Below are 25,005 nucleotides of genomic sequence, written 5' to 3'. Positions count from 1 at the left end.
TGTGGATCAGGTTTGTCCACGCGGCTTAGCGCCGCGGCTGGGCGCGCCTGGCGACGCTCGCCGCCAGCTCGGCCCGCTTGTGCAGGCCGAGCTTGGCGAAGCAGCGCGCGATGTGGGCGCCCACGGTGTGGCTGCTGATGCCGAGCCGCCGCGCCACCTCCTTGTCGCTGCAGCCGCAGGCGATCAGCGCCGCAATCTCGAACTCCCGCGGGCTCAGCCGCGTCAGGGGGTCGGGCCGGTCCTCATGGGGGGTGCAGACCACCCCGTAGCGGCGGCCGGCCAGCGTCAGGGTGCCGGCGAGCCCGTCCGGCGCCCCGACATCCTCCGCGAGCGGCACGATGTCGCACTCATGCCCGTCGAGGATGAAGCGGGCCAGCACCGGGGCGGATCCGGCCTCCCCGGCCTCGCCGTCCCGGGCGGGGGAAGGGGAACGATCGGCGGGCATCGCGGCCGCCCTCAGCCCCGCCGCGCGACCACCTGCACCCAGCGGTCGCCGGGCCCGGGCGGCGCGTGGTCGGCCAGCCGGTGCAGGCCGAGTACCCGGAAGCCCGCGCGCGCCAGGGCGGGCAGCAGCGTGGCGGCCGGCCACCAGCGCTGGAGATGCACCTCTTGCGCGCAATTCGAGCCCCGGGTGCCGTGCAGACAGGTGAAGGTGCTCACGATCGTTCCCTCGAAGCGCGGTGCGGGGCGGATGTCCCATACCGCATGGAGAGCAGGCGCCTCGATGAGCTGCCGCACAGCGGAGGGGGTGCGGCCTGTGGTTCCACCCAGGATGATATCGAAGATGAGGTAACCGTTGCAGTGTGAATTAGCGGCCAGGGCGCGCAGCGCCAGCGCCAGGGCCGCAGGCTCGGTCAGGTAGTTCAGGGTGCAGAAATTGGCTGTCAGCAGGTCCGCCGGCTCCGGCAGGGCGAGGCGGGTCATGTCCTGGCGCAGCAGGCGTACGCCCCGCCCGGCCAGGCGGCGCCGCGCCACCCGCAACATCGCCGCGGAACGGTCCACGCCGCAGAGCCGCAGGGCGGGGTTGCGGGAGAGCCGGTGCAGGAACCGCCCGGTGCCGCAGCCGATGTCGGCCAAGCTGCGGAAGCCGATGCGGTGGTGGCGGCAACTCCGCCGGAAGGCCTCCCAGATCAGCTCGAAGCGGGCATCGCCCACCAGCCGGTCATAGACCGGGGCGAGCGAGGCGTAGGGCGCGACCGGGGCTGGCGCCGCCCGGCTCATGGCAGGCGCAGCAGGCCCGCCGCCGCCGGGTCGCGCAGCGCGGCGAGGATGGCGGGGGTGAGGCGGACGCCGCTGTTCACCGCCCCCATCGGCGCCAGCACCGTGCCGCGCTTGCAGCCGAAGCTCCGCCCCTCGGCGTCGAGCAGCCCGGCCGTGTGCACGCCGATGATGGCCGGCGCGCCGCCGACCCGGGCGATGACCGGGCTGCCGCTGTGGCCGGGGCAGGTGTCCACCGTGTGGAACAACCGCCTGCGGTCGAAGCGTGTCAGCCGTTCGGCATGGCGCCAGAGGGTGCCGAGCGGGCGGTCCGAGGGGTAGCCCGCCACGGTGAGCAGCCCGCCCGCGCGCAGCCGCTCCAGGCTCGCATCGTCGAGCGCGCGGAGCGGCAGGAAGCGCCGGAGGTCCCGGAACGGTCGGGGCAGCACGATCAGGCCCCAATCGTGCTCCACCCGCGCCGGCCCCTCGCGGAAGGCGCGCGGGATCCAGAACTCCCGGCTCTCGATGCTGCCATAGGGCAGGGTGGCGCGGTCGCGCCGGCCGGGGCAGACCCGGATCGCGCGCGGCGCCGCCATGCGCTTGAGGCTGAACAGGCAGTGCGCCGCGGTCAGCACCTGCCGCGGCCCGATCAGGGCGCCGCTGCAGCCGGCGCACATCCCGCCGCCGAAGTCGCGGCAGAGATAGGTCATGGTGTTCCAGGGGAAGCGGGTGGTCTCGATCTCCTGCACCCGGCTGTCGCGCGGGCCGATCACGGCGGTGTCGGTGTCTTCCGTGAGGTCGGCGAGGCGCGACCAGGCCTCGATGTCCTGCGACATGGCTCAGCCCTCCGCCCGCGGGGCGGGCTCTTCCAGCGCGGCGAGGAAGCGGGCGAGCAGCGCCGCCCGCTCGGGGTGGTGGCGCAGGCGGGCGGCGGCGCGGTCGAGCAGCGCCGCGAGCGGCTCCTCCCCCTCCGGCTCTTCCCGCGGCGGGGCGGGGCCGCCGCCGTCCGGCGCCGGGGCGGGCTCCGTCGCCTCCCGGCCGGGGCCGGGACAGGGCGGCTCCGCCTCCTGCCGCGCCGGCGCCGCGCGCGCCGCCCTCGCCCAGCCGGGGCGGTCGCCGGCCAGGGCCTCGGCCTCCGCCGCCACCAGCCGCTCCAGCTCGGCCTCGATCGGGTCCGGGGCCTCCGCGCATCCGCTGCCGTTCGGCTTCGTCCTCATGGGCATCGTCTCCAGGGCGGGCATGACCCTCAGGGCAGCGGGCCGGCGCCGCCGGGGTCGCGGCGCGGCGGCTGGTCGGTCGGGTGCCTGCGCTCGTCCGGCCTGGCGCCGCCGATCATCGCGACCGCCCGGCCCACGTCGCGCACCGCCTTGCCGGCCGGGCCCGGAACGATGCCGCCGGTGAGCGCGAGGAGGAGGCCCGCGCTGCGTGCCGCCTTCCTGAGCCGGTTGCGCCACTCCCCGGCCTCGGGCCCGGCGCGGTCGTCATCCTCGTCCTCGAAGGTGACCACGTCGCCCCTGTTGCGGTGCTTCGCGTCCAGCGCCTGCTGGGCGAGCAGCTCGACCGCGTGCAGGAATTGCGGGTTGTTCCTGAAGCCCGCGGGAACGGGCGGCTCCGCAAAGCGGATCATCAGGCGGTTCAGCTCCGCGGCCGGCGTGTCGCGCATGAGTTCCAGGAGGAGCGCCCGCGTCGCGCTCCTGGAGGACTTGCCGACCTTGTTCGGGTTCAGATGATCGTGGATGCGCCGGGCCACGCTCTGCCTCGCGCCGTGCACCATGCCGACATAGAGGGGGCGGGGCGCGCCCCGCCTGCAGATCCGGTACAGCCTGAGCTTCCCCTTCTCGAAGAAGGCGCGACTCGCCGGCGTCCGGTTGTTGAGGTCGCGCAGGCTGACCGGCGCCGACCAGCGGATGGGGCCGAGGCTCGGCAGGAGCGTCGGGCTGTCCGTCTCCGTCGTCCACGCCGCTTCCCAGGGGTCGTCCTGGGCATGGCGCAGCGCCGCGCTGAGGGACTGGTCGGCCAGCCGCTCGACCAGGGCGCCGCGCCGGACGCGGCAGCGCCGGCATTCGCAGACCAGCCCGCTCCCGCCATGGAGGCCCCTCCGGCCCTGGCGGGCCTCGGGCCAGTTCTCCCCTAGGTCGCGCATCGTACCTCCCAGCAGGCCGCGACCGCCCCGTGCCAGAGGCGCTCCTCGTCGCCGATGGCGGCGGCGTTCCAAGCCAGCGCGTCCGGTTCGGGGTCGGTCCCGTTGACCGGCCCGGCGCCGAGCGCCCCCGGCGCCACCACCTGCAGCCCGGCGAGGCGCAGGGCGCCCGCGCCGAGTGCGGCGCCGAGTCCGGCGCCGAGCAGGGCCGGGGCGAGCAGCGCGTCGAAGCGCGCCGCCCAGGCCGGATCGAGGCGCCGGCAGGGAATGCCGGCCGCCTCCAGGCTGCGGGCGAGGGCGGGCTCGCCCTCCCCTTCCGCCAGCGTCGTCAGCACCAGCGGCGGGCGGCCGCCCGGCGTCGCGGCCAGCGCCGCGGCCAGCGCCAGCACGTCACGGGCGCAGTCGGCGAGGGTGTCGAGCGCCTCCGGCGGGCGGGCCTGGCGGCGGTCGAACCCGGCGGCGAGGGCGTCGCGCCGGTCGATCAGCCCGCCATCGCCGTCCTTCGGCACCGTCGCCTCGGCGATCCGGTCGGCCGACCAGAACAGGTTGGCATGCGCCTCGAGCCGCCAGGCCCGCCGCGCCTCCCGCCAGGCCGTGCAGGCGGCGGAGAGGGCGGCGCGGCAGGCCTCGAGGGGCTCGCCGGGCAGGGCGGCGAGGGCGCGCACCAGCCCCTCCTGCTCGAGGTGGAAGGGGTCCTCGACGATCGCCCAATGGGTCTCCACCAGCCACACCGGCAGGGTGCGGGCGAGGCCGAGCACCCAGCAGAGCCCCCCCGGCCCGAGCGAGAGCCGCACATCGGCGATGCAGGGGGGGGCGATGCAGGACAGGGCGGCGCACGGGGGCGCGGGGCAAGGGAGGGCGGCGCAGGCGGGGCTGGTCGGCGGGGCCATGGCCGCTCCCCTCCCGCCCCCGCCGCATCACGCCGGCGCCATCCGCGCGTCGCGCGGCGGCAGGCCGACCGCCCAGCGCAGGCTCTGCGCGACGCCGGGGAAGCGCCTGCCCTCGTCGGTCATGCGGTAGGCGGCGATCCAGGCCTCGGCATGCGCGGCCGCAGGCTGCGCCTCGACCTGGAAGCGCTGCGGGTCCTCGAGCACGCTGAAGTCGTTGTCGGCCACCCACAGCAGCACGCGCCGGCCGCTCTCCGCCATCTTGGCGCGCTGCGACAGCTCCCGCGCGCCGCCGAGGAAGCGGTTGAGCACCTGCTCGATCACGTCCCACTTGTTGTTGGCGTCGAAGGACTTCTTGATGTCCGGCGCCTCGAACAGCTCGAGGAGCTGCTTGAGGTAGAGCCCGCTCTCATGCGCGAGCGCGACGATGTTGCCGTAGCTCGCGCGGTCGAGCGCGTAGCGCAGGTCGGCGCCGAGGCGCTGGATGGTGGCCAGCGTGCCGAAGGGCCGCTGCTCGATCTCCTGCCCGCCGCGGATCACCTCCCCGATCGTGAGGTCGCGGAAATACTGGGCGAGCGCGGTCATCAGCGCCACGAGCTGGAAGTGGAAGTTGAGGTTGACGATGGCGCCCGCCGGGCGCGGCGCCTTGCCGTAGTTGAACACCCGCATGTAGGCGGTCAGGCGGTCGCGCGGGCCGTAGCGCAGGGGCTGCCACTTCTCCAGCAGGTAGAGGGTGCGCGCGCCGGGCCCGCGCTGGATGCGCATCCGCCCCTCGTGGAACAGGCGCCGCAGCACCTCGGCCACCCGGAACACGCCCATGCGCTCGTGCTGGTAGATGAAGTAGAGCGTGGCCGCGGCGTGGAGCTGGGAGGGCACCACCGCCTCGTCGAAATCGGCGGCGAGGCTCGGATAGGGCACCTGGCCGAACGGCACCGCCCCGTCCTTGCCGAGCCCGACCAGGTCCATGAAGGCGTCGCCGCCGTCGCCGGAGGCGCCCTTGAGCAGCTCGCCGAAGCGGGCCTCGAACTCGGCGGCGACGGCGCGGCGCTGCTCGGGCGGCAGGCCGGCGAGCTCCTCGCGCAGCAGGCGCTGCCAGAGGCGCTGGATGGTCTCGTGGGTCTCGTATGCCATGGGGACGACCTCGCGCGCTCGAGTCCGCCTGGAGCCTGCCTTTGCCTACCCGGCCTTCGGGGGCGTGGTGCGCCGGCCGCCCTCGACGGGCGGCGGCTCCTCCCGCTTCTCCTGGGGCGGCGGGGCGGCGGCCTGCCGTTCCTCCTCCCGCTTCTCCTCGAAGGGCGGGGCGGCGGCCATTCGCCGCTCCTCCTCCCGCAACGCCTGGTAGGCCGCCGCCGCTTGGCGGTCCTCCGCCACGAACGGCAGCACGGCGCAGGGGTCGGGCTCGCATTCGTGGAGGAAGACGATGGCGTCCTCGATCTCCTGCACCAGGCACAGCACCTGCGCGGCGCGCAGGTGGAACAGCAGCGCCTGGCCGTGGATCGCGCGCATCCGCGCGGCATGGACGGTGCAGTCGAAGGCCGCCGCCGCGCCGCCGGCCGCGGCCAGGTCGAGATCGCGCACCAGGGCGCGGGTGCCGTCCACGGTTCTCGCCAGGGCCTCCGTGCACTCGCCATAGGCTTTCTGCATGCGGCCGAACCGCTCCTGCACCACCTCGGGGTCGTATTTCGGCACCACCCGGTAGCCGGGGCCGTGGCGGCGGTGCAGGTCCCGGAGCAGCCCGGGGTCCTCCCTGGCCATCTCCCTGACCTGCCGGGCCATCATCACCTCCACCCATTCCCGGAAGGCGGCGAGCAGCCCGCTGGCCTGATCCGTGAAGGAGGCTCTCTCGTACATGCGCGTGCTCCCCATCTCTCACTGCCGCCTGTTGGCGACCACCAGCGCGCCGAACAGCGGCGTCTGCCGGATGTCGTCGAGCGCCTGCAGGGATTCCTCGGCGGTCGGCGGGAAGCGCAGCTCGGCCGCCGGGCATTCCCGGTTGTCCGGCAGCAGCAGCCGCCCGATGGCGTCGCCGATCAGGTCCTCGATGCGCGCCAGCGCCCGGTCGGCGCCGATGCAGGTCGGCGCCATGGTGGCGAGCAGGCCGCTACAGCGCCGGTCCATCTCCCGCTGCAGGCAGAGCTCGTCGCGCATGATCTCGCGCCGGCGCGTCACCTGCGCCGCCGGGAGGTTGGGCGGCGAGGCCACCGGCAGCATCGCCCCGATGTTGACGAGCTGGTTCCGCGTGGCCTCCAGCGTCGCGCGCAGGCCGGAGTGCGGATCGGCGAGCGCGGGCAGGCAGAGTCCCTGCAGGCAGGTGGCGTAGGGGCGCTGGAGGAAGGTATCGGCCAGCAGCCCGTAGGCGGCGGCGCGCCATTCCGGCTCGGTGTCGCCGGCGCTGTGGGCGCCGAGCGCGTAGAGGTCGATCGCCCGGTCGGTGTCGTAGAGCAGCTTGTCGAGCAGCACCTGGCAGATCGCCGGCTCCTCGCAGCAGGCGCAGCCGAGGTAGCAGTCGAGCAGCTCGGCCAGCCGCCCGCGCGCGATCACGAGCTCGATCAGCCGCCGCGTCGGCGCGTCCGGCCCGCCGATGCCGTAGAGGCCGTAGAACACCGCCGGCGGACGGGCGATGAACAGCAGCCGGTAGCCGCTGCCGGTGCCGCGGAACCCGTCCACGAACAGCCGGATCGCCTCGATGAAGGCGGCGAGCGGCGGCGAGCCGGGACGGACGCGGTCGTCGATGATCTGCACCAGCCGGTCCAGGCGCTGCACGGTGAAGGCCGCGGTGGCGCCGAGCGCGCGCAGCCCCCACGCATCCACGTTCGAGGCGCGGTCGAGCAGGTCGTCCATCAGCCGCGCCACCGTGTTCTCCTCGAACAGGGCGCGCAGGTCGGCGTGGCCGCTCTCGTCGAGCAGGCGCAGCACGCCGCGCAGGCCGCGCAGGCCGAAGGGCCAGTCCTTGCTGCCATAGGCCTCCTGCGTCGCGCCGTTGAGGTTGCGCAGCGCCAGGATCACCGCGTCGCGCCTCGCCTGCAGCTCGCTCGCCGGCGCCTGCAGCAGGAACCGCCCGCCGCCCGTGCCCATGCGCGCGAGGGATTCGCCGATCAGCACCAGGATCAGCGCCGCCACCTCGTCCAGGCTCTGCGCCAGGCGGCGGTAGGCCTGGTTCTGCCCGCAGGTGAGGGCGCCGACGAAGCGGGCGAGGCGCGCGTAGTCGCCGAGCTGGCGGCGCGCGCCCATGGCGCGGTCGCGCGCGCGGGGGTCGAGCGCGATGCGGGCGGCGCCGATCCCCTCGGCGACGATGCCGCGGATCGCCTGGCCCCAGCCCTGCAGCTCCGGCTCGATGTCCTTGAGCTGGTTGTCGGCGACGAGGGCGCGCAGGTCGCGCTCCACGTCGCCGGTCGCCTGGTCGAGCTCGGCGCCGGAGGGGCCGGCCTCGGCGGCGCGCGCCGCCGGCAGGGCGGCGGCGGCGGGCAGCAGCGGCAGGCCGCTCGCCTCGAGGTCGAGGCTGCGCGCCTGGCCGGGGAAGGCGCGGCGCAGCCCCTCGGCGATGGCGCGCGGGTCGCGCGGGTCGCCGATGCGCAGCCGCCGGCGGATCAGGTTGTCCACCGTCACCGCCACGGCGGTCCGGTCGCGGGGGGTCGGGTCGCTGGCGCTCGGGAAGCCCTCGGTCATCGTCCACCTCATGCGGCGACTTGCTGGCGCGTGTCGGGCGCGGCCTGCGCCGCCCCGGCGCGCGAGAGGTTGCCGACCATCAGCCGCGACAGGGTCGGGATGTCGGCGCCGGCATCGATGGCGTAGCCGCAGGCGCTGACCAGGAAGCGCGGCGGCAGCTCCGACGGCCACCGGCCGCGGGCGAGGCCGAGCGCGCCGCGGCGGATCGCCGCCTGCTGCTCGGCGCCGAAGCGCAGGATGCCGGCGAGCGCCCGCTCGGCCAGGGCCCGCCGCGGCTGGAAGCAGATCTCGTCCACCACGGCCGGGATCGCGCGCGGCGCCTCGCGCAGCAGCAGCGCCGGCATGCGGTGGCCGCGGCGCGGGTCGTAGAGGCCCTTCCAGATGCGCGCGAGCTGCGCGCCCTCGGCGGCGAAGCCCATGCGGCGCATCATCTCGGCCAGGATCAGCACCCGCAGGTAGCCCGTGGGGTGCGGCCCGCCGGGGCGGTAGGTCATCACCTTGTCCTCGGGATGGGCGAGGAACACCGCCATGCCCCAGGCCACCGCCGGGCCGCCGAGCAGCAGGGCGCAGAGATCGGCGAAGATCTCCTTGTGCCAGCGGCCGAGGATGCTGACCACGAGGGCCGGCCTGCCGTCCCCGGCCAGGCGCTGGATCACGGCGTTCCGGTTCTCGACCCAGAGGCCCATGTCGGCCTGCAGGTTGTGCGCGACCTCGTGCAGGAACACCGCCTGCCAGGGCCGGTCGCGGTCCCAGGGGATGCGGATGACGGGGAAGGGGTTGCTCTCCCCGAGCAGGCGCGAGAGCGTGACGCCGCGGCGCATCGTCGCCGGGGAGTAGCCGTGCTCCAGGTAGCTGATCGGCGCCAGCAGCGGCGCGCGGAGCAGCCGCGGCGCGCCCTCGGCGACGGCGGCGTAGCAGTCGCGCGCGATGGCGTCGTGCGCGGCGAGGGAGGGCGCGAAGGGCGTGCCGCGCTGGGCGAAGATCTCGTGGAACATGCCGTAGGCGCGGCGCGCCCGGTCCACCTCGCGCTCCACCATGGCCAGCGCCATCAGCACGTCCCGCGGGCCGGCCTGCGCCGCCCTCAGCCTGGCGAGCTCGGCGAGGCGCCGTTCCACGGCCTGGCCGATCTGCGCGAGCCGCGCATTGGCGGCGCGGAAATGCCCCGGCGAGGGCGCGTAGGGCATGTCGTCGGCATCGAGCCCCGCGCTCTCCGGGGTGAGGGTGGCGAGGCGGCGGGCCCGGCTCGCCAGCCCCCGCGCCTTGACGGCCAGGAAGCGGGCGATGGCGGTCCTGGCCGGCACGCCCGCGGTCACCGGCAGGGCGGCGCCGATGGGCCTGGGAGCCGGGGCTGGCATGGCCGTGCGCCTCCGGGGATGGGGAAGGGCGGCCGCCGCTCAGCCGACGGTGATGGTGATGGTGGCGCCCGGGGGGACCTGGATGTTGCGCACCGAGCCCGCGGTGCGCTGCACCACGGCCTGCCCCTTCGGCAGCGGGCGGCTGAGGTTGCGCAGCAGCTCCGGCCGGCGGGCCACCTTGGCGGCGGTGCGCGCCAGCACCTGCGGGCGCATCGCCGGCGGCGTGCCCTTGCTCGCCGCGGTCCGCCGCACGCTCCTGGCGATGCGGGGCAGGGCGCGGATCGCCTTCGGCCCGCCCTGCTGCACGAGCGTCTTCGCGGCGGCGGTGGCGGCCTTGGCCGCCTGCTTGCGCTGCGCCGGCGGCAGGGCGGCCGCCTTGTCCTTCAGCACGCTGCGCGCCGCGAGCCCGGCCACCACCGGCAGGGCGCGGCGGTCCTGCACCGCGATCTCGGCCACCGCCTCGAGCGCGTCCTCGACCGAGGCGCCCTCGGCGCGCAGGTTGCCGAGCACGCCGGCCACCTTGCCCGCCACCTGCGCCGCCGGATGCGGGATCATGCTCAGGATCGGCGCGGCGCCGCGGGCGAGCTTGCCGACCACCGGCGCGGCCTTCTTGACGATGTTCTTGATGCCGCCGAGCAGCTTGCCGAAGAACTCGTCCTCGTCCTCGGCGCCGAGGATGCTGCCGAGGACGTTGCCGAGGGATTCCTCGGCCTCGAAGGCGTCCTCGCCGAAGCCGTCGAACTCGTCCTCGCCGAACTCGTCCGCTTCGCCGAAGAACTCGGCCTCGTCCTCCTCCCCGAACGCGTCCCAGGGATCGGCGCCGTTCTCCATCATGTCGGAGGGACCCTCGGATTCGGTGTAGGCGAGGTCCTCGAGCATCTCCTGTTCGGTGACGGCCATCGCTGCGTGCTCCCGATGCGGGGGCCGGGCGGCTTGCGCCCCCGTGCCCGGGCCCTTGGTCACGCACGCAGTTAACCGCCGCGCCGGCGCCGCCGGCAGTCGGGCAGAGGCGCTAGCGGGAACCCCCTAGCGCGAACGGGGGAGGGCGGGCCCCTCCGTTGACAGGGCGGGACCGGCGGCCTACCTCCGCCGCACCGGGGCGGCGGCGTAGCTCAGCTGGTTAGAGCACGGCACTCATAATGCCGGGGTCGGCGGTTCAAGTCCGCCCGCCGCTACCATCAGGGCCCCGGCGGGCCGGCACCCTCCGGGCCCCGCTCCAGCGCCCCGGCGAAGGTCGCGGGGTCCACGTTGCCGCCGCTCACCACCACGCCGAGCACCCGGCCCCGCGCCGCGAGCCTGCCCGCCAGCGCCGCGGCCAGCGCCACCGCCCCGCCCGGCTCGGCCACGATCTTCAGGTGCTCGAAGGCGAAGCGCATGGCGCGCAGCACCTCCGCCCGCGTCACCGCGACGCCGCCGGCGAGGCGCGGCAGGTTGATCGAGAAGGTCAGCGCCCCGGGCTCGCGCGAGAGCAGCGCATCGCACAGGCCCTCGCCGGTGCCGTCGTTGGCGAGGCGCCGGCCGGCCTCCAGGCTGCGGCGCGTGTCGTCCCAGCCCTCGGGCTCCACCGCCCAGATCTCGGCGCGCGGCGCCAGCGCCTCCAGCGCCAGGGCGCAGCCGGCCGCCAGCCCGCCGCCGCCGGTGCAGACCGCGAGCGCATCGAGCGCGAGGCCCATCGCCCGCGCATCCTCCACCATCTCCACCGCCAGCGTGCCCTGGCCGGCGATGACGTGCGGATGGTCGAAGGGCGGAATGACGGTGGCGCCGCGCTCCGCGGCGAGGCGCGCCGCCAGCGCCTCGCGGTCGGTGCCGTGGCGGTCGAAGAAGGCGATCTCGGCGCCCCAGCGCCGCGTCGCCCCGACCTTGATCGCCGGCGCGTCGGCGGGCATGGCGACGAGGGCGGGCATGCCGAGCATCCGCGCCGCGCAGGCCACCGCCTGGCCGTGGTTGCCGGAGGAGTGCGTCACCACCCCGGCGCGGCGCGCCGCGGGGTCCATCAGCAGCGCCGCGTTGGTGGCGCCGCGCAGCTTGAAGCTGCCCGTCCGCTGCAGCGGCTCGGGCTTCACCAGCACCGTGGCGCCCGTGATCTCGTCGAGCAGCGGGTGGCGCAGGAGCGGCGTGCGCACCACCCGCCCGCGCAGCCGCGCCGCGGCCGCCTCGATGTCGGGGAAGGAGGGGGCGCCGCTCATCCGCGGGGCCCGGCGAAGCGGCGCGGATCCACGGCGGCGAGGATGCCGGCGAGCGCGCCGGGGTCGCGCCCGTCCACCAGCTCGGCCAGCAGCCGCCCGGCGGCCGGCGCGGTCTGGATGCCGTAGCCGCCCTGGCCGACCATCCACCAGAAGCCCTGGGCCTCGCTCGGCCCGATCGCCAGGGAGCGGTCGGGGGTGAAGGTGCGCAGCCCGGCCCAGCGGTGCTCGACGCGCCGCACCGGGATGTCGAGCGCCTCCTGCATCCGCTCGATGGCGAGCGCGACGTCGAGCTCCTCCGGCTGGGCGTCGCAGGGCTCGCTGTCGGTCTCGTCGGCGGGGGAGACCATCAGCTTGCGCCGCGCCTCCGGCCGCACGTACCAGGAATGCAGGGCGTCGCCGAGCAGCGGCCAGTCGGCGCAGTCATGCCCGGCCGGGTCCACGATCAGCGCGGTGCGCCGCCTGGGGCGCAGCCCGAGGGGGCGGACGCCGGCGAGCCGCGCCACCTCGTCGCCCCAGGCGCCGGCCGCGTTGACCAGCACCGGGGCGGTGAAGACGGCCCCGCCCGCGGTCTCGGCGTGCCAGAGGCCGCGTTCGTGCCAGAGGCGCCCGGCGCGGTGGCGCAGCGCCAGCACCCCCCCGCGCGCCCGCGCCTGGCGCAGGAAGCCCTGGTGCAGCGCCGCGACGTCGATGTCGAAGGCGTCGCGCTCGATCGCCGCCGCGGCGGCGTAGCCGGGGCGGAGCGCGGGCACCATCGCCGCGACCTCGGGAACCGGCAGCGGGACCAGCCCCTCTCCCCCGGCGATCATCGCCTCGAGCGCCGCGCGCTGCGCCTCGGGGGCGAGGTAGACCACGGCGCGGGTGCGGGCGAGCGGCGCCTCGGCGAAGCCGGGCGGCGGGTGCTCGAGGAAGGCGCGGGAGGCGCCGGTGAGGGCGCGGGCATCCGGCGGGCCGTAGTTCAGGATCCAGATCGCGGCGGAGCGGCCGGTGGCGTGATAGCCCGCGCTCTCCTCCGCCTCCAGAAGGGCGACGCGCCGGGTTTCCGAGAGATGGGCGGCGGCGGTGGCCCCGGCCATGCCGGCGCCGATGACCAGGGCCTCGAAGCGATGGGTCTCCATGGGCGCCATGCTCCCCCCGCACCGGCCGGCCGGCAAGCGCCCCGCCGCGGCCGGTGCGGCGTTCCGCCGCATCGTGGCTGTTGTGCGCCGAGGCGCGGGCCGCCTAGTCTGTCGGTCCGGGGCCGCGACGGGCCCGCCGGACGCCGGGACAGCAAGCCCGCGCCGACAGGGAGAGACGAAGATGGAAGGCAGCAGGATCACGCGCCGTGGCGCCTTGCTGGGCGGAGCCGCGCTCGCCGCGGGCACCACCCTTGCGGCGCCCTACGTGCACGGCCAGACCACCGGCGGGCGGCTGGCGGTCGGGCTCTGGGACCACTGGGTGCCGGCCGGCAACGACGCGATGCGCGCGATCGTCAACGAATGGGCGCAGCGCAACCGGGTGGATGTGCAGCTCGACTTCATCACCTCGGTCGGCAACAAGCTGCTGCTGACCATCGCCGCCGAGGCGCAGGCGCGGCGCGGCCACGACATCCTCGCCTTCTCCACCTGGCTGATCCAGGACCACCACCGGCTGCTGGAGCCGGTGGACGACGTCATGGGCCGCCTGTCCCAGAAGTACGGGAAGGTGAACCCGGCCTCGGAGTATCTCGGCAAGGTGAACGGGCGCTGGCACGGCGTGCCCGCCACCTCGGGCAGCCAGTACAAGGGCTCCGAGGCGCGGATCGACCTGTTCAAGCAGCATGTCGGCCTCGACGTGCAGGCGATGTACCCGGCCGAGACGCGGCTCGGCCCCGAGGCCGAGAACTGGAACTGGGACACCTTCCTGACCGCCGCCGACAAGTGCAACAAGGCGGGCTACCCCTTCGCCCTGCCGGCCGGCACCTTCTCCGACGCCACCGACTGGATCGGCGCCCTGTTCGCCTGCTACGGCGCGCACCTGGTGGACGAGCGGGGCAACGTCACCGTCCGCAACAACGACAAGGTGCGGCAGGTGATGGAGTACGCCGTCAGGCTGTTCGAGCACATCCCCTCGGAGATGTTCGCCGCCGACGACGCCACCAACAACCGGGCGCTGATTTCCGGCCGCTCGGCGCTGATCTTCAACCCGCCCTCCGCCTGGGCGGTGGCGAAGCGCGACGCGCCGCAGGTGGCCGAGCAGATCTGGCACTTCCCGAGCCCGAAGGGGCCCGTGGCGCACTACGTGCCGCACCTGCCCTTCTTCTGGGGCATCTGGAACTTCAGCCGCGCCAAGAGCGCCGCCAAGGACCTGCTCGAGTACATGTCGCAGCGCGAGCAGGTGGCGCGCATGGTCGATGCCTCGGTCGGCTACGACATCCCTCCCTTCGAGAGCCTGACCGACCTCGACACCTGGGCGACCGTGGAGCCGCCGAAGGGGACGGTGTTCAACTACCCGGTCAAGCCGCACCACAACGCGACGCCCGGCATCGCCTACGCCCCGGCGCCGCCCGAGATCGCGGCGCAGATGTACGCCCAGGGCATCCAGGCGAAGATGATCGCGCGCATGGTGCAGAACCGCGAGCCCCTGGAACGCACCCTGGCCTGGGCGGAGCGCGAGATCGAGGGCTTCAGGCGCGGCTGAGCCCCGTCGCCCGGCGGCGCGCCGCCGCCGCCGGGCCGCGCCGAGGATAGAAGAACCGCGAGGGAGGCTGCGATGGCGGACGGCAACACGATCACGGCGCGCGGCATTCCGGCCGCGATCGCGCCGCCGCGCGCGGGGACGCTGCAGCGGCTGGCGCGCCGTCGCTCCACCCTCGCCTTCCTGATGACGCTGCCGCTGCTCGCGGTGATCGGCGGGCTGGTGGTCTATCCCTTCTTCTACGCGATCGAGCTCTCGATGCTGAACAAGCGCATGACGCGCTTCGTCGGCCTCGACAACTACGTCTTCCTGCTCGGGCGCGAGACCTTCCAGCTCGTCATCTTCCAGAGCGTGCTGTTCGCCGTCTCCGCCGTGATCGCCAAGGCGCTGATCGGCTTCGTGCTGGCGCACGTGCTGCACACCCTACCGGCCAGGGGCCAGCGCAAGTGGCGGGGCATGCTGCTGGTGCCCTGGGTGATCCCGCCGGCGATCTCCACCCTCGCCTGGTGGTGGCTGTTCGACCCCTCCTACTCCGCCTTCAACTGGCTGCTGGCGGGCATCGGGGCGGCGCCGGTGCCCTGGCTCGGCGATCCGGGCTGGGCGCGCTTCGCGGTGATCCTGGTCAACACCTGGTACGGCGCGCCCTTCTTCATGATCATGTACCTCGCCGCGCTGAAGTCGGTGCCCGACCAGCTCTACGAGGCGGCGGCGATCGACGGGGCGAGCGCCTGGCAGAAGCTGCGCTACGTGACCCTGCCGATGATGCGCAACATCATCTCCATCACCGTGCTGTTCAGCCTGATCGTCACCTTCGCCAATTTCGACATCGTGCGCGTGCTGACCAACGGCGGGCCGCAGGACCGCACGCACCTGTTCGGCACCTACGCCTTCCAGGTCGGCATCCAGTCGGGCGACATCCCGCTCGGCGCCGCGGTGTCGCTGTTCATGTTCCCGCTGCTGGCGATCTTCGCCATCTTCATCCTGCGCGGCGTCAGCCGCCGCACCAAGGAGGGCCTGTGACGATGAGCGGCGCCAGCATGGCCACCGGCGCCCCGGCGGCGCCGGCCTACCGCAAGGTCGGCAGTCTGAGGCGGGAGCGGCGCTGGGCGCTGATCGGCGCCTACGCCGCGCTCGCGGTGTTCGTGGTGTTCTTCCTGCTGCCGCCCTTCCACATGCTGATCACCAGCCTGAAGAGCAGCGCGGAGATCGCCGACCTCTCCGGCAACCCGTGGACGGTCTCCCGCCCGACGCTGGAGAACTACTGGGCGCTGCTGACCCATGGCAGCTACCCGATCCACTTCCGCAACTCGGTGATCGTCACCCTCTGCACCGTGGCGATCACCATGCTGATCTCGATCCCGGCCGCCTTCGCGCTGGCGCGCATGCGCTTCTGGGGCTCGACGGTGCTGGCGACGGGGGTGTTCCTCACCTACCTGGTGCCGGAGACGCTGCTGTTCATCCCGCTGTTCCAGATCATCGGCGGGATGGGGCTCTACAACAACATGTGGGCGATGGTGCTGATCTACCCGACGCTCACCGTGCCCTTCTGCACCTGGATCATGATCGGCTACTTCGGCTCCATCCCGAAGGAGCTGGACGAGGCGGCGCTGATCGACGGCGCCAACCACTTCCAGATGCTGTGGAAGATCTTCATCCCGGTCGCGCTGCCGGGGATCCTGGCCGCGACCATCTTCGCCTTCACCGTCTCCTGGGCGCAGTTCCTCTACCCCATGGCCTTCCTGGTCAGCTCGGACCAGATGGTGCTCACCACCGGCATCGTCTCCGACCTGATCCGGGGCGACACCTTCCAGTGGGGCATGATCATGGCCGGCGCCCTGCTTGCGGCGCTGCCGCCGCTGCTCGTCTACGCCTTCCTGATGGACTACTACATCGCCGGGCTGACCGCCGGCGCGACGAAGGGTTGACCGATGGCTCAGGTATCGCTGCGCAGGCTCGTCAAGAAGTACGAGGGCGACGTCCAGGCGGTGAAGGGCATAGACCTCGAGATCGCCGACCACGAGTTCGTCGTCCTGGTCGGCCCCTCGGGCTGCGGCAAGTCCACCACGCTGCGCATGATCGCGGGGCTCGAGGACATCACCGACGGGGAGATCGCCATCGGCGGCGTGGTGGTGAACGACATCCCGCCGCGCGACAGGGACATCGCCATGGTGTTCCAGAACTACGCGCTCTACCCGCACATGACGGTGTTCGAGAACATGGCCTTCGGGCTGACGCTCAGGCGCTTCCCGAAGGACGAGATCCGCCGCCGCGTGGACAACGCCGCGCGCATCCTCGACATCGGCGAACTGCTCGACCGCAAGCCGAAGGCGCTCTCGGGCGGGCAGCGCCAGCGCGTGGCCATGGGCCGGGCCATCGTGCGCGACCCCAAGGTGTTCCTGTTCGACGAGCCGCTCTCCAACCTCGACGCCAAGCTGCGCGTGCAGATGCGCACCGAGATCAAGAAGGTGCACCAGACGGTGAAGACCACCACCGTCTACGTCACCCACGACCAGGTGGAGGCGATGACCCTGGCCGACCGCGTGGTGGTGATGAACAACGGCATCATCGAGCAGGTCGGGCCGCCGCAGGAGCTCTACCACAACCCCACCACCAAATTCGTCGCCGGCTTCATCGGCAGCCCGGCGATGAACTTCATCCCGGCGCGGCTCGAGAACGGCGCCGGCGCGCTGCGCCTGCACCTGCCCGAGGGCATCGTGCTGCCGGTGCCGCCCGAACGCACCAAGCGCTACGCCCCCCATGCCGGGCAGGAGGTGCTGTTCGGCCTCCGCCCCGAGCACCTGACCGAGGAGAAGCCGACCGACAAGGCGAACATCGCCACCTTCCAGGTGCGGCCCGAGGTGATCGAGCCCATGGGGATGGAGACGCTGGTGCATTTCTGGCTGCAGGGCACGGAGGTGAGCGCCCGCCTCGACCCCGCCGTGCCCGCCGAGGTCGGCCGCCCGCTGACGCTCGCCGCTGACATGAACCGCATGCACCTGATAGACCCGCGGACCGAGCGGGTTCTGTAGCGCGCCCGCCGCCTTCCCCGGCGGCGAGGGACGGTCTAGAGAGGCCGCATGGACACCGACATCCCGGGCGAGGCCGTGCTGATCGGCGCCGCCCCGCTCGAGGCGCTGGTGCGCGACATCTTTCTGGCCGCAGGCTGCGACGCCGAGGAGGCCGGGCGCATCGCCCGCCACCTGCTCGGCGCCAACCTCGCCGGGCACGACAGCCACGGCGTCGCGCGCGTGCCGCGCTACGTGGAGTGGAAGGAGGCCGGCCACGTCCTCGCCGGCCGGAACGCCGCGATCGTCACCGACGGCGGCGCCTTCGCCCTGCTGGACGGGCAGTTCGGCTTCGGCCAGACCGTGGCGGCGCAGGCGACCGCGCTCGGCATCGAGCGGGCGCGGAGCCACGGCGCCGCGGTGATCGGGCTGCGCAACGCCGGCCACATCGGCCGCGTCGGCGCCTATGCCGAGCAGGCGATCGAGGCGGGGCTGATCTCCGTCCACTTCGTCAATGTCGCCGGCAGCACGCTGGTCGCTCCCTTCGGGGGGACGGAGCGGCGCTTCTCCACCGCCCCCTTCTGCGTCGGCGTGCCGACCGCGCCGCCGGTGGTGCTCGACTTCGCCACCTCCCGCGTCGCCGAGGGCAAGGTGCTGGTCGCCTCCCAGGGCGGGAAGCCGCTCCCGCCCGACGCGCTGATCGAGCCCGACGGGCGGCTCTCCGCCGATCCCCGCACCCTCTACGGCCCCTACGAGAAGGCCGGGCCGCGCAACCCGGCCGGCGGCGCCGGCGCCATCCGCGCCTTCGGCGAGCACAAGGGCTCCGGCCTCGCCTTCGTCTGCGAGCTGCTGGCCGGCGCGCTCACCGGCGGGGGCTGCTCGGGGCCGGTGCGGGAGCGCGGGCGCATCGCCAACGGCATGCTCTCCGTCTTCCTCTCGCCGCGGCATTTCGGCGACGAGGCCGCCTTCCGCCGCGCCGCGGAGGAGTATGTCGCCTGGGTGAAGTCCTGCCGCCCTGCCGAGCCCGGCGGCGAGGTGCTCGCCCCTGGCGAGCCGGAGGCGCGGCTGCGCGCGAAGCGCCTGGCCGAGGGCGTGCCGCTGCAGCCCGACACCTGGGAGAGCATCCTGCGCTGCGCGCGCCGCCTCGGCGTGCCGACACCGGCGTGAGCGAGGCGGCGCCCTCCCCCCGGCTCCGCTACCAGAGGCTGGCCGCGGCACGGGGCCGCCTGCTCTCCGCCGCGGCGGGGCGAGTCCCCCGCGCCAGCCTGGCGCAGCAGGCCCGCACCCTGGCGCTGTGGGACGGCCGGCAGGCGACGCCGGGGGACGAGGCGCAGCACGCCCTGCTGCTCGACCTCGGCGTGCTCGATCCGGTCGGCGGGCACCTCTCCGGCCTGGAGCGCCAGGCCCGGGCCGCGCCGCCCGAGCCCGGCAGCGACGAGGCGGCGATGCTGGAGGCGCTGCGGCGCGCCCGCTTCGGCCTGTGGCGCGTGCTCGGCCCGCATCCGGAGGGCGGCGCCCGCCTCGCCCCGCTCGAGGAGGGGGAGGAGGTCTGGGTCATGGACGGCTTCCTCGGCGCCGCCCCGGCGGGGGCGCTGGTGGCGGCGCGGCTCGCCTGGCCGGCGGAGTTCGCCATGACCTGCGGCGTGGTGGCGGCGGCGGATGCGCGGCTGCTGGAGCGGCTGCTGCTCGACCTGCCGCCGCAGCGCGGGCCGGTCCTGCCCTCCCGCCCGGCGGCGGGCGATGCCGAGGCGGTGGCGGCGCTGCTCGCCCTGCCGGCGGCGCGGCAGCGGCTGCGGGCGCTGCTGGCGGAGCCGGGCCTCGCCGCCCGGACCTACCGCCATGCCCTGGATCTCGGCCTGATGGGGCCGGTGCCCGGCCGCACCCCGCCCGAGGCCGCCTGACACGCCCGGCGGCGTGAGCGGGGCGTGCCCGCCCCGCCACCGCCCCGCCCGATCCGCGGCCGCGACGAACCTCCGCCCGCCCCCGCGCGCTTTCCCACCCAGGCGACAGCCCGGAGGGCGGAGCATGCGTCGCAGGGGCATCCTGGCGGCCACGGCGGCCGGCGCGCTGCTGGCGCGGGGCCTGCGCCCGGCGCGGGCCGAGGAGACGGTGGATGTGCTGCTCGTGCTGGCGGTGGACGTCTCCCGCTCGGTGGACGAGGAGGAGGCGCGGCTGCAGCGCGAAGGCTACTACGCCGCCCTCACCGACCCCGAGATCATCGCCCTGATCCGCCGCGGCATGCTCGGCGCGATCGGCGTCGCCTATGTCGAATGGTCGGGGCATGACTGGCAGCGCCTGGTCGTGCCCTGGACGCGCATCGGCTCGGCGGAGGAGGCGGCCGCCTGGGTCGAGGCGCTGGAGCGCCATCCGCCGCGTGCCATCGGCTGGACCTCGATCTCCGGCGCCATAGACTTCTCCCGCCGCGTGCTGGCCGAGGCGCCCTGGCAGGGGATGCGCCGCGTGATCGACATCTCCGGCGACGGCGACAACAACTCCGGTCCGCCGGCCGAGCAGGCGCGCGACCGCGCAGTGGCGGAGGGCATCGTCATCAACGGCCTGCCGATCATGAACGCGCCGCATCCGGGCATGCGCCTGCCGCTCGACGAGTACTACCGCCGGAACGTCATCGGCGGCCCCGGCGCCTTCGTGATCCCGACCGAGGATTTCCACGGCTTCGCCCGGGCGGTGCGGCGCAAGCTGGTGCTCGAGATCGCCGGGCGGCGCGGCCCGGGCGGCGCGCCCGCGTGAGGGCCGGCCGCGCTTCCGCCGCCGCCCGCGCTGTAGCATCCTCTCCGCGGCGGCCGCAGGGCCGCACAGGGAGGAAAAGGGACCATGCACACAGGAAATGGCGGAGCGCCGCCCGGGCGCCGCGGTGCGCTCGCCCTCATCGGGGGCGCGCTCGCCGCCCCCCTCGCGGCGCGTGCTCAGGGCGCCCAGGCCGGCGCCGACTGGCCGACGCAGCCGGTGCGCTACATCAACGGCTTCCCGCCGGGCGGCTCGACCGACATCCTCGGCCGCATCGTCTGTGCCAAACTCACCGAGATCACGGGGCAGCAATTCGTGCTCGAGCCCCGCACCGGCTCGGGCGGCCTCGTCGGGGCGGACGCCGTGGCCAAGTCGCGGCCGGACGGCACCACCATCGGCCTCGGCGGCATCGCCACCCATGCCATCTCGCCCACCCTGCAGCCGACCCTGCCCTTCCATCCGGAGCGGGACTTCACCTTCATCAGCGGCCTGTGGCGGCTGCCCAACCTGCTGATCGTGAACAACGACCTGCCGGCGCGCTCGGTGCCCGAGCTGATCGCGCTGCTGAAGGCCCATCCCGGCCGCTACTCCTACGCCTCGGCGGGGCCGGGCACGACGCTGCACCTCTCGGGCGCGCTGCTGCAGCAGATGCAGGGGCTCGACATCCAGCACGTGCCCTATCGCGGCGCGGCGCCGGCGATGGTGGACCTTATCGCGGGCCGGGTGCACTTCATGATGGACAACATCCCGGGCGCGCTGGCGCAGGCGCGGCAGGGCACGGTGCGCGCCCTCGCCGTCACCAGCAGGGAGCGCAGCCCGGTGGTGCCCGACCTGCCGAGCCTGGCGGAGTTCCTGCCCGGCTTCGACATCGTCTCCTGGACCTGCCTCTGCGGCCCCGCCGGCCTGCCGCCGGCCATGGTCCGGCGCATGTCGGGCTTCCTGCGGCAGGCGCTGGAGAGCGAGGATCTGCGCAAGGCCTTCCTCGAACAGGGCGCCACCCCCTGGTGGACGACGCCCGAGGAGATCGTGGCCTTCCGCCGGGCGGAGGAAGCGCGGCTGCGCCCGATCATCCTCGCCAGCGGCGCCAGGCGGGACTGATCCCGGCGCGGCGGGCGTGATCCGGCGCACCCGCCGCGCATCCCGCTTGTCCGGCCGCGGCGCGGCGCCACACTATGGGGTGCCATGGCCGCACCCTTGCCGCTCGCCCCCCAAGGCGAGGACCCGACCTTCGCCGAGCTGCTCGCCGGCCGGCCGCACCTTTCCCTGCACCCCGCCGAGGGGCTGCGGGTGGAGGAGGTGCCGCTCGCCCGCATCGCGCAGGCGGTCGGCACCCCGGCCTGGGTCTATTCCGCCGGCGCGCTGCGCTCCCGCGCCCGGGCGCTGAAGGCGGCGCTCTCCGCCGCCGGGCTCGACGCCGGCATCCACTACGCGGTGAAGGCCAACGCCAACCTCGCCGTGCTGCGCGTGCTGGCCGAGGAGGGGCTCGGCGCCGACGTGGTCAGCGAGGGGGAGCTCCGCGCCGCCCGGCGGAGCGGCATCCCCGCCTCGGCCATCGTCTTCTCCGGCGTCGGCAAGACCGAGCGCGAGCTGCGCCTCGCCCTCGCCGAGGACATCCTGCAGATCAACCTGGAGAGCGCGGAGGAGGCGGAGCGGCTCTCGGCCCTCGCCGCCTCCCTCGGCCGCGTCGCGCGCGTGGCGCTGCGCGTCAACCCGGACGTGGACGCGCGCACCCATGCCAAGATCACCACCGGACGGTCGGAGAACAAATTCGGTGTCGCCCTCGCCGAGGCGCCCGCCCTCTATGCCCGCCTCGCCGCCCTGCCGGGCCTCCGGCCGGTGGGGGTCGCGGTGCATATCGGCAGCCAGATCACCGCCGGCGTGTCCGCCTTCCGCGATGCCTACGCCGCGCTCGCCCGCCTCGTCGGGGCGCTGCGCGCCGCCGGGCTGCCGGTGGAGCGGGTGGATTGCGGCGGCGGCCTCGGCATCCCCTACCGCGACGAGACGCCGCCGCCGCCGGAGGCGCTGGCCGGCGCCATCCGCGCCACGCTCGGCGGCCTTGGCCTGCCGGTGATGCTGGAGCCGGGGCGCTGGATCGCCGGCCCCGCCGGGGTGCTGCTCGCCTCGGTCATCCTGCAGAAGCAGGGCGCGCCCCCCGTCCCGGCGGGCGGGCCGCGGCGCCGCTTCCTGGTGGTGGATGCGGCGATGAACGAGCTGATGCGCCCGGCGATGTACGAGGCCTGGCACGGCATCCTGCCGGTCGCCCCGGCCGCCCATGCCGCCCCCCTCTCCCCGGCCGACGTGGTCGGGCCGGTCTGCGAGACCGGGGACACCTTCGCGCGCGGACGCGCCCTGCCCGCGATGGAACCGGGCGATCTCGTCGCGTTCCTGGATGCTGGAGCCTATGGTGCGACCATGAGCAGCACCTACAACCTGCGCCCGCTCGCGCCGGAAGTGCTGGTGGACGGCGCCCGCTTCGCCGTGGTGCGGGACCGCCAGCCGCATGAGGCGCTGTTCGCGGGCCAGCGCCTGCCGCCCTGGATCGGCGCCCCGGCGCCGGGCGGCGTGTCCTGAGCGCCCCCCGCCACGCCGCGGCGCTGGCGCGCCGGCGCCGCCTCGCCCGGCTCGCCCTGCTGTGGGAGGCGCTGTGGCCCCGGCTGTGGCCGCCGCTCGGCGTGGCCGGGCTGTTCCTCATCCTCGCCCTGCTCGGCCTGCCGCCGCTGCTGCCGGGCTGGCTGCACGCTGCCCTGCTCGCCGGCTTCGCCGCGGTGGTCGGGCTGCTCGCCTGGCGTGGCTTCCGCGGCTTCGCCTGGCCCGGCGCGGCGGCGGCGGAGCGGCGGCTGGAGCGGGAGTCGGGCCTGCGGCACCGGCCGCTCGCCGCGCTCGCCGACCGCCCCGCCACCGAGGATCCGGCGGCGCTGGCGCTGTGGCGGGCGCACCAGGCGCGCGCCGCGGCCGAGTTGCGCGCGCTGCGCGTCGGCGCGCCGCGGCCGGGCCTCGCCCGGCGCGACCCGCGGGCGCTGCGTTCGGCGCTGCTGCTCGGCCTGATCGCGGGGCTCGTCATGGCGGGCGGGGAGGCGCCGGAGCGGCTGCACCGCGCCCTGACCCCCGCCTTCGCCCTTGCCCCGCCGGCGCCGGCGCTGCGGATCGAGGCCTGGGTGACGCCCCCCGCCTATACCGGCGCGGCGCCGGTCTTCCTGCCCGCCGCCGGCGGCGGCGCCACCGTGCCCGAGGGCAGCCGGCTGCAGGTCGCGCTCTCCGGCGGCCGGGGCGGCGTGCCGGAGCTGGTGGCGGCGGAGGGGGCGATGCCGATGCGGGCGCTGGATCCCGGCAGCTTCGTCGCCGAGCTGCCGCTCGCCGAGGGCGGGCAGATCGCCCTCCGCCGCGACGGGCGGGAGCTGGCGCGCTGGGCGCTCGCCGTGCAGGCCGACGCGCCGCCGCGCGCCTGGTTCGCCGAGGCGCCCGGGCGGGCGGCGCGCGGCCTCGGCATCCGCCTGCCCTGGGCGGCGGAGGACGATTGGGGCCTCGCCGCCCTGCGCGCCGAGTTCCGCCTGCGGGCACGGCCCGAGGCGCCGCCGCTCGTGCTCGACCTGTCGCTGCCCGGCGGGGCGCGCGAGGCCCGCGGCACCGCCCAGCCCGACCTCTCCGCCCATCCCTGGGCCGGGCTCGAGGTGACGGTGCGCCTCGTCGCCCGCGACGGGGCGGAGCAGGAGGGCGTGTCGGAGGCCGCCGCCCTCGCCCTGCCCGAGCGCAGCTTCAACCACCCCGTGGCGCGGCGCGTGATCGCGGTGCGCAAGGGGCTCTCCCTCGCCCCCGAGCAGCGCGGCACGGCGCGGCGGGAGCTCGAGGACATCGCCCGCGCGCCGGAGGCCTTCGAGCACGACGCCACCACCTACCTGGCACTGCGCGCCGCCCGTTCCCGCCTCCTGTTTGACCGGCGCGAGGCGGCGGTGGCGGAGGTGCAGGACCTGCTGTGGGAAGTGGCGCTGGCGCTGGAGGAGGGGCGCGACGGCCGCACGCTGCGCGCCCTGCAGCAGGCGCGCGAGGCGCTGCGCGAGGCGCTGGAGCAGGCCGAGCGCGAGCCGCCGCGGACCGAGGCCGAGCGCGCCGAGCTCGACCGCCGCATCCAGGAGCTGCGCGAGGCCATCCGCCAGCACCTGGAGGCGCTGGCCGAGCGGCTGCAGCGCGAGAACGCCGAGGCCATCCCCTTCGATCCGCAGAACCGCCTGATGGACCAGCGCGACATGGACCGCCGCACCGAGCGGATGCGGGAGGCGGCGCGCGAGGGCCGGATCGAGGATGCGCAGCGCGAGCTCGCCGAGCTCGAGGAGATGCTGCGGGCGCTGGAGGAGGGGCGGGTGGCGCGGCAGGAGAACCCGCAGCGCCAGCAGCAGCGCCAGCGCGGCCAGCAGCAGATGGGCGTGGTGCAGGACATGGTGCGGCGCCAGGGCGAGATGCTCGACCGCAGCCACCAGCGCGCCGAGGCCGAGGAGCAGCGCCGCGCCGAGGAGCGCCGCCAGCAGCGCAGCCAGGGCCTGCGCTGGCCCCCCGGCCCGCGCCCCTCGCCCGAGGCGGGGCCGCGCCCCGACGCTCCGGCCGAGGCGCAGGCCGAGGCGCAGCAGCAGGAGCGCGAGCAGGACCGCCGCCGCCAGCGCGCGCTGCGCCGGGCGCTGGGCGAGCTGATGCAGCAATTCGGCGACCTGACCGGCGAGATCCCGGAAGGACTCGGCCGCGCCGACCAAGCGATGCGCGAGGCGCAGGAGGCCCTCTCCGAGGGCCGCGACGCGCGCGACGCCCAGGCCCGCGCCATGCGCGCCCTGATGGAAGGCGGGCAGCAGATGGCCCAGGCCATGCAGCGCCAGTTCGGCATGAGCCCGGACGGCGACGGCGAGGACATGGCGGCGGGGGGCGACCAGGGCGGGGAGGGCCAGGACCAAGCCCGGGCGCAGGGCGAGGGGCGCGACCCGCTCGGCCGCCGCACCCGCGATGTCGGCGGGCAGGCGGAATCCGGCAGCGACACCCGCGTGCCCGACGAGGCCGAGATCCTGCGCACCCGCCGCCTGCAGGACGAGCTGCGCCGCCGCGCCGCCGAGCGCGAGCGTCCGCCCGAGGAGCTCGACTACCTCGATCGCCTGCTGCGGCGGTTCTAGGCCGCGTGGACAAACCGGTAGGCTG

The 25,005-nt window shown here is 75.1% G+C and carries 23 protein-coding genes and 1 tRNA gene; 11 read left to right on the top strand and 13 right to left on the bottom strand.

What is annotated here, in order from left to right:
- Positions 1 to 25 precede the first annotated feature (25 nt).
- From ET526_RS18360 to ET526_RS18310, 11 genes are read right to left on the bottom strand one after another with little or no spacing between them, the layout of a single operon-like run.
- Positions 26 to 445 carry a helix-turn-helix transcriptional regulator gene (locus tag ET526_RS18360; protein ID WP_135469952.1) on the bottom strand — a complete coding sequence of 140 codons (420 nt, stop codon included), beginning with the start codon at positions 443 to 445 and terminating at the stop codon, positions 26 to 28.
- A gap of 11 nt (positions 446 to 456) precedes the next feature.
- Positions 457 to 1,221, bottom strand: a complete 765-nt coding sequence (locus tag ET526_RS18355; protein WP_135469950.1) for a class I SAM-dependent DNA methyltransferase — start codon at positions 1,219 to 1,221, stop codon at positions 457 to 459.
- Positions 1,218 to 2,033, bottom strand: a complete 816-nt coding sequence (locus ET526_RS18350) for a trypsin-like serine peptidase (protein WP_135469948.1) — start codon at positions 2,031 to 2,033, stop codon at positions 1,218 to 1,220. Before ET526_RS18350 ends, ET526_RS18355 begins: the two co-directional genes overlap by 4 nt.
- Positions 2,034 to 2,036: 3 nt before the next feature.
- Positions 2,037 to 2,414 (bottom strand): hypothetical protein, encoded by a 378-nt coding sequence (locus tag ET526_RS18345; RefSeq protein WP_135469946.1) that lies wholly within the window; start codon positions 2,412 to 2,414, stop codon positions 2,037 to 2,039.
- Between the two features lie 29 nt (positions 2,415 to 2,443).
- On the bottom strand, positions 2,444 to 3,340 hold the full coding sequence (locus ET526_RS18340) for a hypothetical protein (protein WP_135469943.1): 897 nt from the start codon (positions 3,338 to 3,340) through the stop codon (positions 2,444 to 2,446).
- Positions 3,328 to 4,227 carry a hypothetical protein gene (locus ET526_RS18335; RefSeq protein WP_135469940.1) on the bottom strand — a complete coding sequence of 300 codons (900 nt, stop codon included), beginning with the start codon at positions 4,225 to 4,227 and terminating at the stop codon, positions 3,328 to 3,330. Before ET526_RS18335 ends, ET526_RS18340 begins: the two co-directional genes overlap by 13 nt.
- 27 nt (positions 4,228 to 4,254) lie before the next feature.
- Complete coding sequence (locus ET526_RS18330) at positions 4,255 to 5,355, bottom strand: hypothetical protein (protein ID WP_135469938.1); 1,101 nt, start codon at positions 5,353 to 5,355, stop codon at positions 4,255 to 4,257.
- A 45-nt stretch (positions 5,356 to 5,400) separates the two neighbouring features.
- Positions 5,401 to 6,075 carry a hypothetical protein gene (locus ET526_RS18325; protein WP_135469936.1) on the bottom strand — a complete coding sequence of 225 codons (675 nt, stop codon included), beginning with the start codon at positions 6,073 to 6,075 and terminating at the stop codon, positions 5,401 to 5,403.
- A gap of 18 nt (positions 6,076 to 6,093) precedes the next feature.
- Entirely contained in the window at positions 6,094 to 7,902 is a 1,809-nt protein-coding gene (locus tag ET526_RS18320) for a hypothetical protein (RefSeq protein ID WP_204623707.1), read from the bottom strand.
- Positions 7,899 to 9,245, bottom strand: a complete 1,347-nt coding sequence (locus ET526_RS18315; RefSeq protein WP_204623705.1) for a hypothetical protein — start codon at positions 9,243 to 9,245, stop codon at positions 7,899 to 7,901. The genes ET526_RS18320 and ET526_RS18315 overlap by 4 nt, the downstream gene beginning before the upstream one ends.
- Positions 9,246 to 9,284: 39 nt before the next feature.
- Positions 9,285 to 10,145: a hypothetical protein gene (locus tag ET526_RS18310; protein WP_135469931.1), complete on the bottom strand. Its 861-nt coding sequence runs from the start codon at positions 10,143 to 10,145 to the stop codon at positions 9,285 to 9,287.
- 201 nt (positions 10,146 to 10,346) lie between these two features.
- Here ET526_RS18310 and ET526_RS18305 point away from each other — a divergent pair.
- Positions 10,347 to 10,423 (top strand) — tRNA-Met (locus tag ET526_RS18305).
- Here the strand turns inward: ET526_RS18305 and ET526_RS18300 are convergent.
- Both ET526_RS18300 and ET526_RS18295 read right to left on the bottom strand, forming a co-directional pair.
- The gene (locus ET526_RS18300) at positions 10,424 to 11,431 is read right to left on the bottom strand and encodes a threonine ammonia-lyase (RefSeq protein WP_135469928.1); all 1,008 of its coding nucleotides are present in this window, start codon (positions 11,429 to 11,431) and stop codon (positions 10,424 to 10,426) included.
- Positions 11,428 to 12,546, bottom strand: coding sequence for an NAD(P)/FAD-dependent oxidoreductase (locus ET526_RS18295; protein ID WP_240048470.1), 1,119 nt, complete (start codon positions 12,544 to 12,546; stop codon positions 11,428 to 11,430). Before ET526_RS18295 ends, ET526_RS18300 begins: the two co-directional genes overlap by 4 nt.
- Positions 12,547 to 12,727: 181 nt before the next feature.
- Between ET526_RS18295 and ET526_RS18290 the strand changes: the two genes are divergently transcribed.
- The 10 genes from ET526_RS18290 to ET526_RS18245 all read left to right on the top strand — a co-directional run bounded on the left by ET526_RS18290 (position 12,728) and on the right by ET526_RS18245 (position 24,980).
- Entirely contained in the window at positions 12,728 to 14,086 is a 1,359-nt protein-coding gene (locus ET526_RS18290; RefSeq protein ID WP_135469922.1) for an ABC transporter substrate-binding protein, read from the top strand.
- Positions 14,087 to 14,158: 72 nt separating this feature from the next.
- On the top strand, positions 14,159 to 15,103 hold the full coding sequence (locus tag ET526_RS18285; protein WP_135469920.1) for a carbohydrate ABC transporter permease: 945 nt from the start codon (positions 14,159 to 14,161) through the stop codon (positions 15,101 to 15,103).
- 2 nt (positions 15,104 to 15,105) lie between these two features.
- Positions 15,106 to 16,008: a carbohydrate ABC transporter permease gene (locus ET526_RS18280; RefSeq protein ID WP_240048469.1), complete on the top strand. Its 903-nt coding sequence runs from the start codon at positions 15,106 to 15,108 to the stop codon at positions 16,006 to 16,008.
- A gap of 3 nt (positions 16,009 to 16,011) precedes the next feature.
- Positions 16,012 to 17,112, top strand: coding sequence for an ABC transporter ATP-binding protein (locus ET526_RS18275; RefSeq protein ID WP_135469918.1), 1,101 nt, complete (start codon positions 16,012 to 16,014; stop codon positions 17,110 to 17,112).
- Between the two features lie 48 nt (positions 17,113 to 17,160).
- Positions 17,161 to 18,255: a malate/lactate/ureidoglycolate dehydrogenase gene (locus tag ET526_RS18270; protein ID WP_192898722.1), complete on the top strand. Its 1,095-nt coding sequence runs from the start codon at positions 17,161 to 17,163 to the stop codon at positions 18,253 to 18,255.
- Positions 18,252 to 18,989: a hypothetical protein gene (locus ET526_RS18265; RefSeq protein ID WP_135469916.1), complete on the top strand. Its 738-nt coding sequence runs from the start codon at positions 18,252 to 18,254 to the stop codon at positions 18,987 to 18,989. The genes ET526_RS18270 and ET526_RS18265 overlap by 4 nt, the downstream gene beginning before the upstream one ends.
- A 124-nt stretch (positions 18,990 to 19,113) precedes the next feature.
- Positions 19,114 to 19,836, top strand: coding sequence for a DUF1194 domain-containing protein (locus tag ET526_RS18260; protein WP_135469914.1), 723 nt, complete (start codon positions 19,114 to 19,116; stop codon positions 19,834 to 19,836).
- A gap of 84 nt (positions 19,837 to 19,920) precedes the next feature.
- Complete coding sequence (locus ET526_RS18255) at positions 19,921 to 20,931, top strand: Bug family tripartite tricarboxylate transporter substrate binding protein (protein WP_135469911.1); 1,011 nt, start codon at positions 19,921 to 19,923, stop codon at positions 20,929 to 20,931.
- A gap of 84 nt (positions 20,932 to 21,015) precedes the next feature.
- Positions 21,016 to 22,404 carry a diaminopimelate decarboxylase gene (lysA, locus tag ET526_RS18250; RefSeq protein WP_135469909.1) on the top strand — a complete coding sequence of 463 codons (1,389 nt, stop codon included), beginning with the start codon at positions 21,016 to 21,018 and terminating at the stop codon, positions 22,402 to 22,404.
- Positions 22,368 to 24,980 (top strand): TIGR02302 family protein, encoded by a 2,613-nt coding sequence (locus ET526_RS18245; protein WP_135469907.1) that lies wholly within the window; start codon positions 22,368 to 22,370, stop codon positions 24,978 to 24,980. Before lysA ends, ET526_RS18245 begins: the two co-directional genes overlap by 37 nt.
- Positions 24,981 to 25,005: the final 25 nt, after the last annotated feature.

The organism is Crenalkalicoccus roseus, assembly GCF_004761865.1.
GTDB classification, from domain to species: domain Bacteria; phylum Pseudomonadota; class Alphaproteobacteria; order Acetobacterales; family Acetobacteraceae; genus Crenalkalicoccus; species Crenalkalicoccus roseus.
This window is presented reverse-complemented; position numbering and strand designations above follow the sequence as displayed.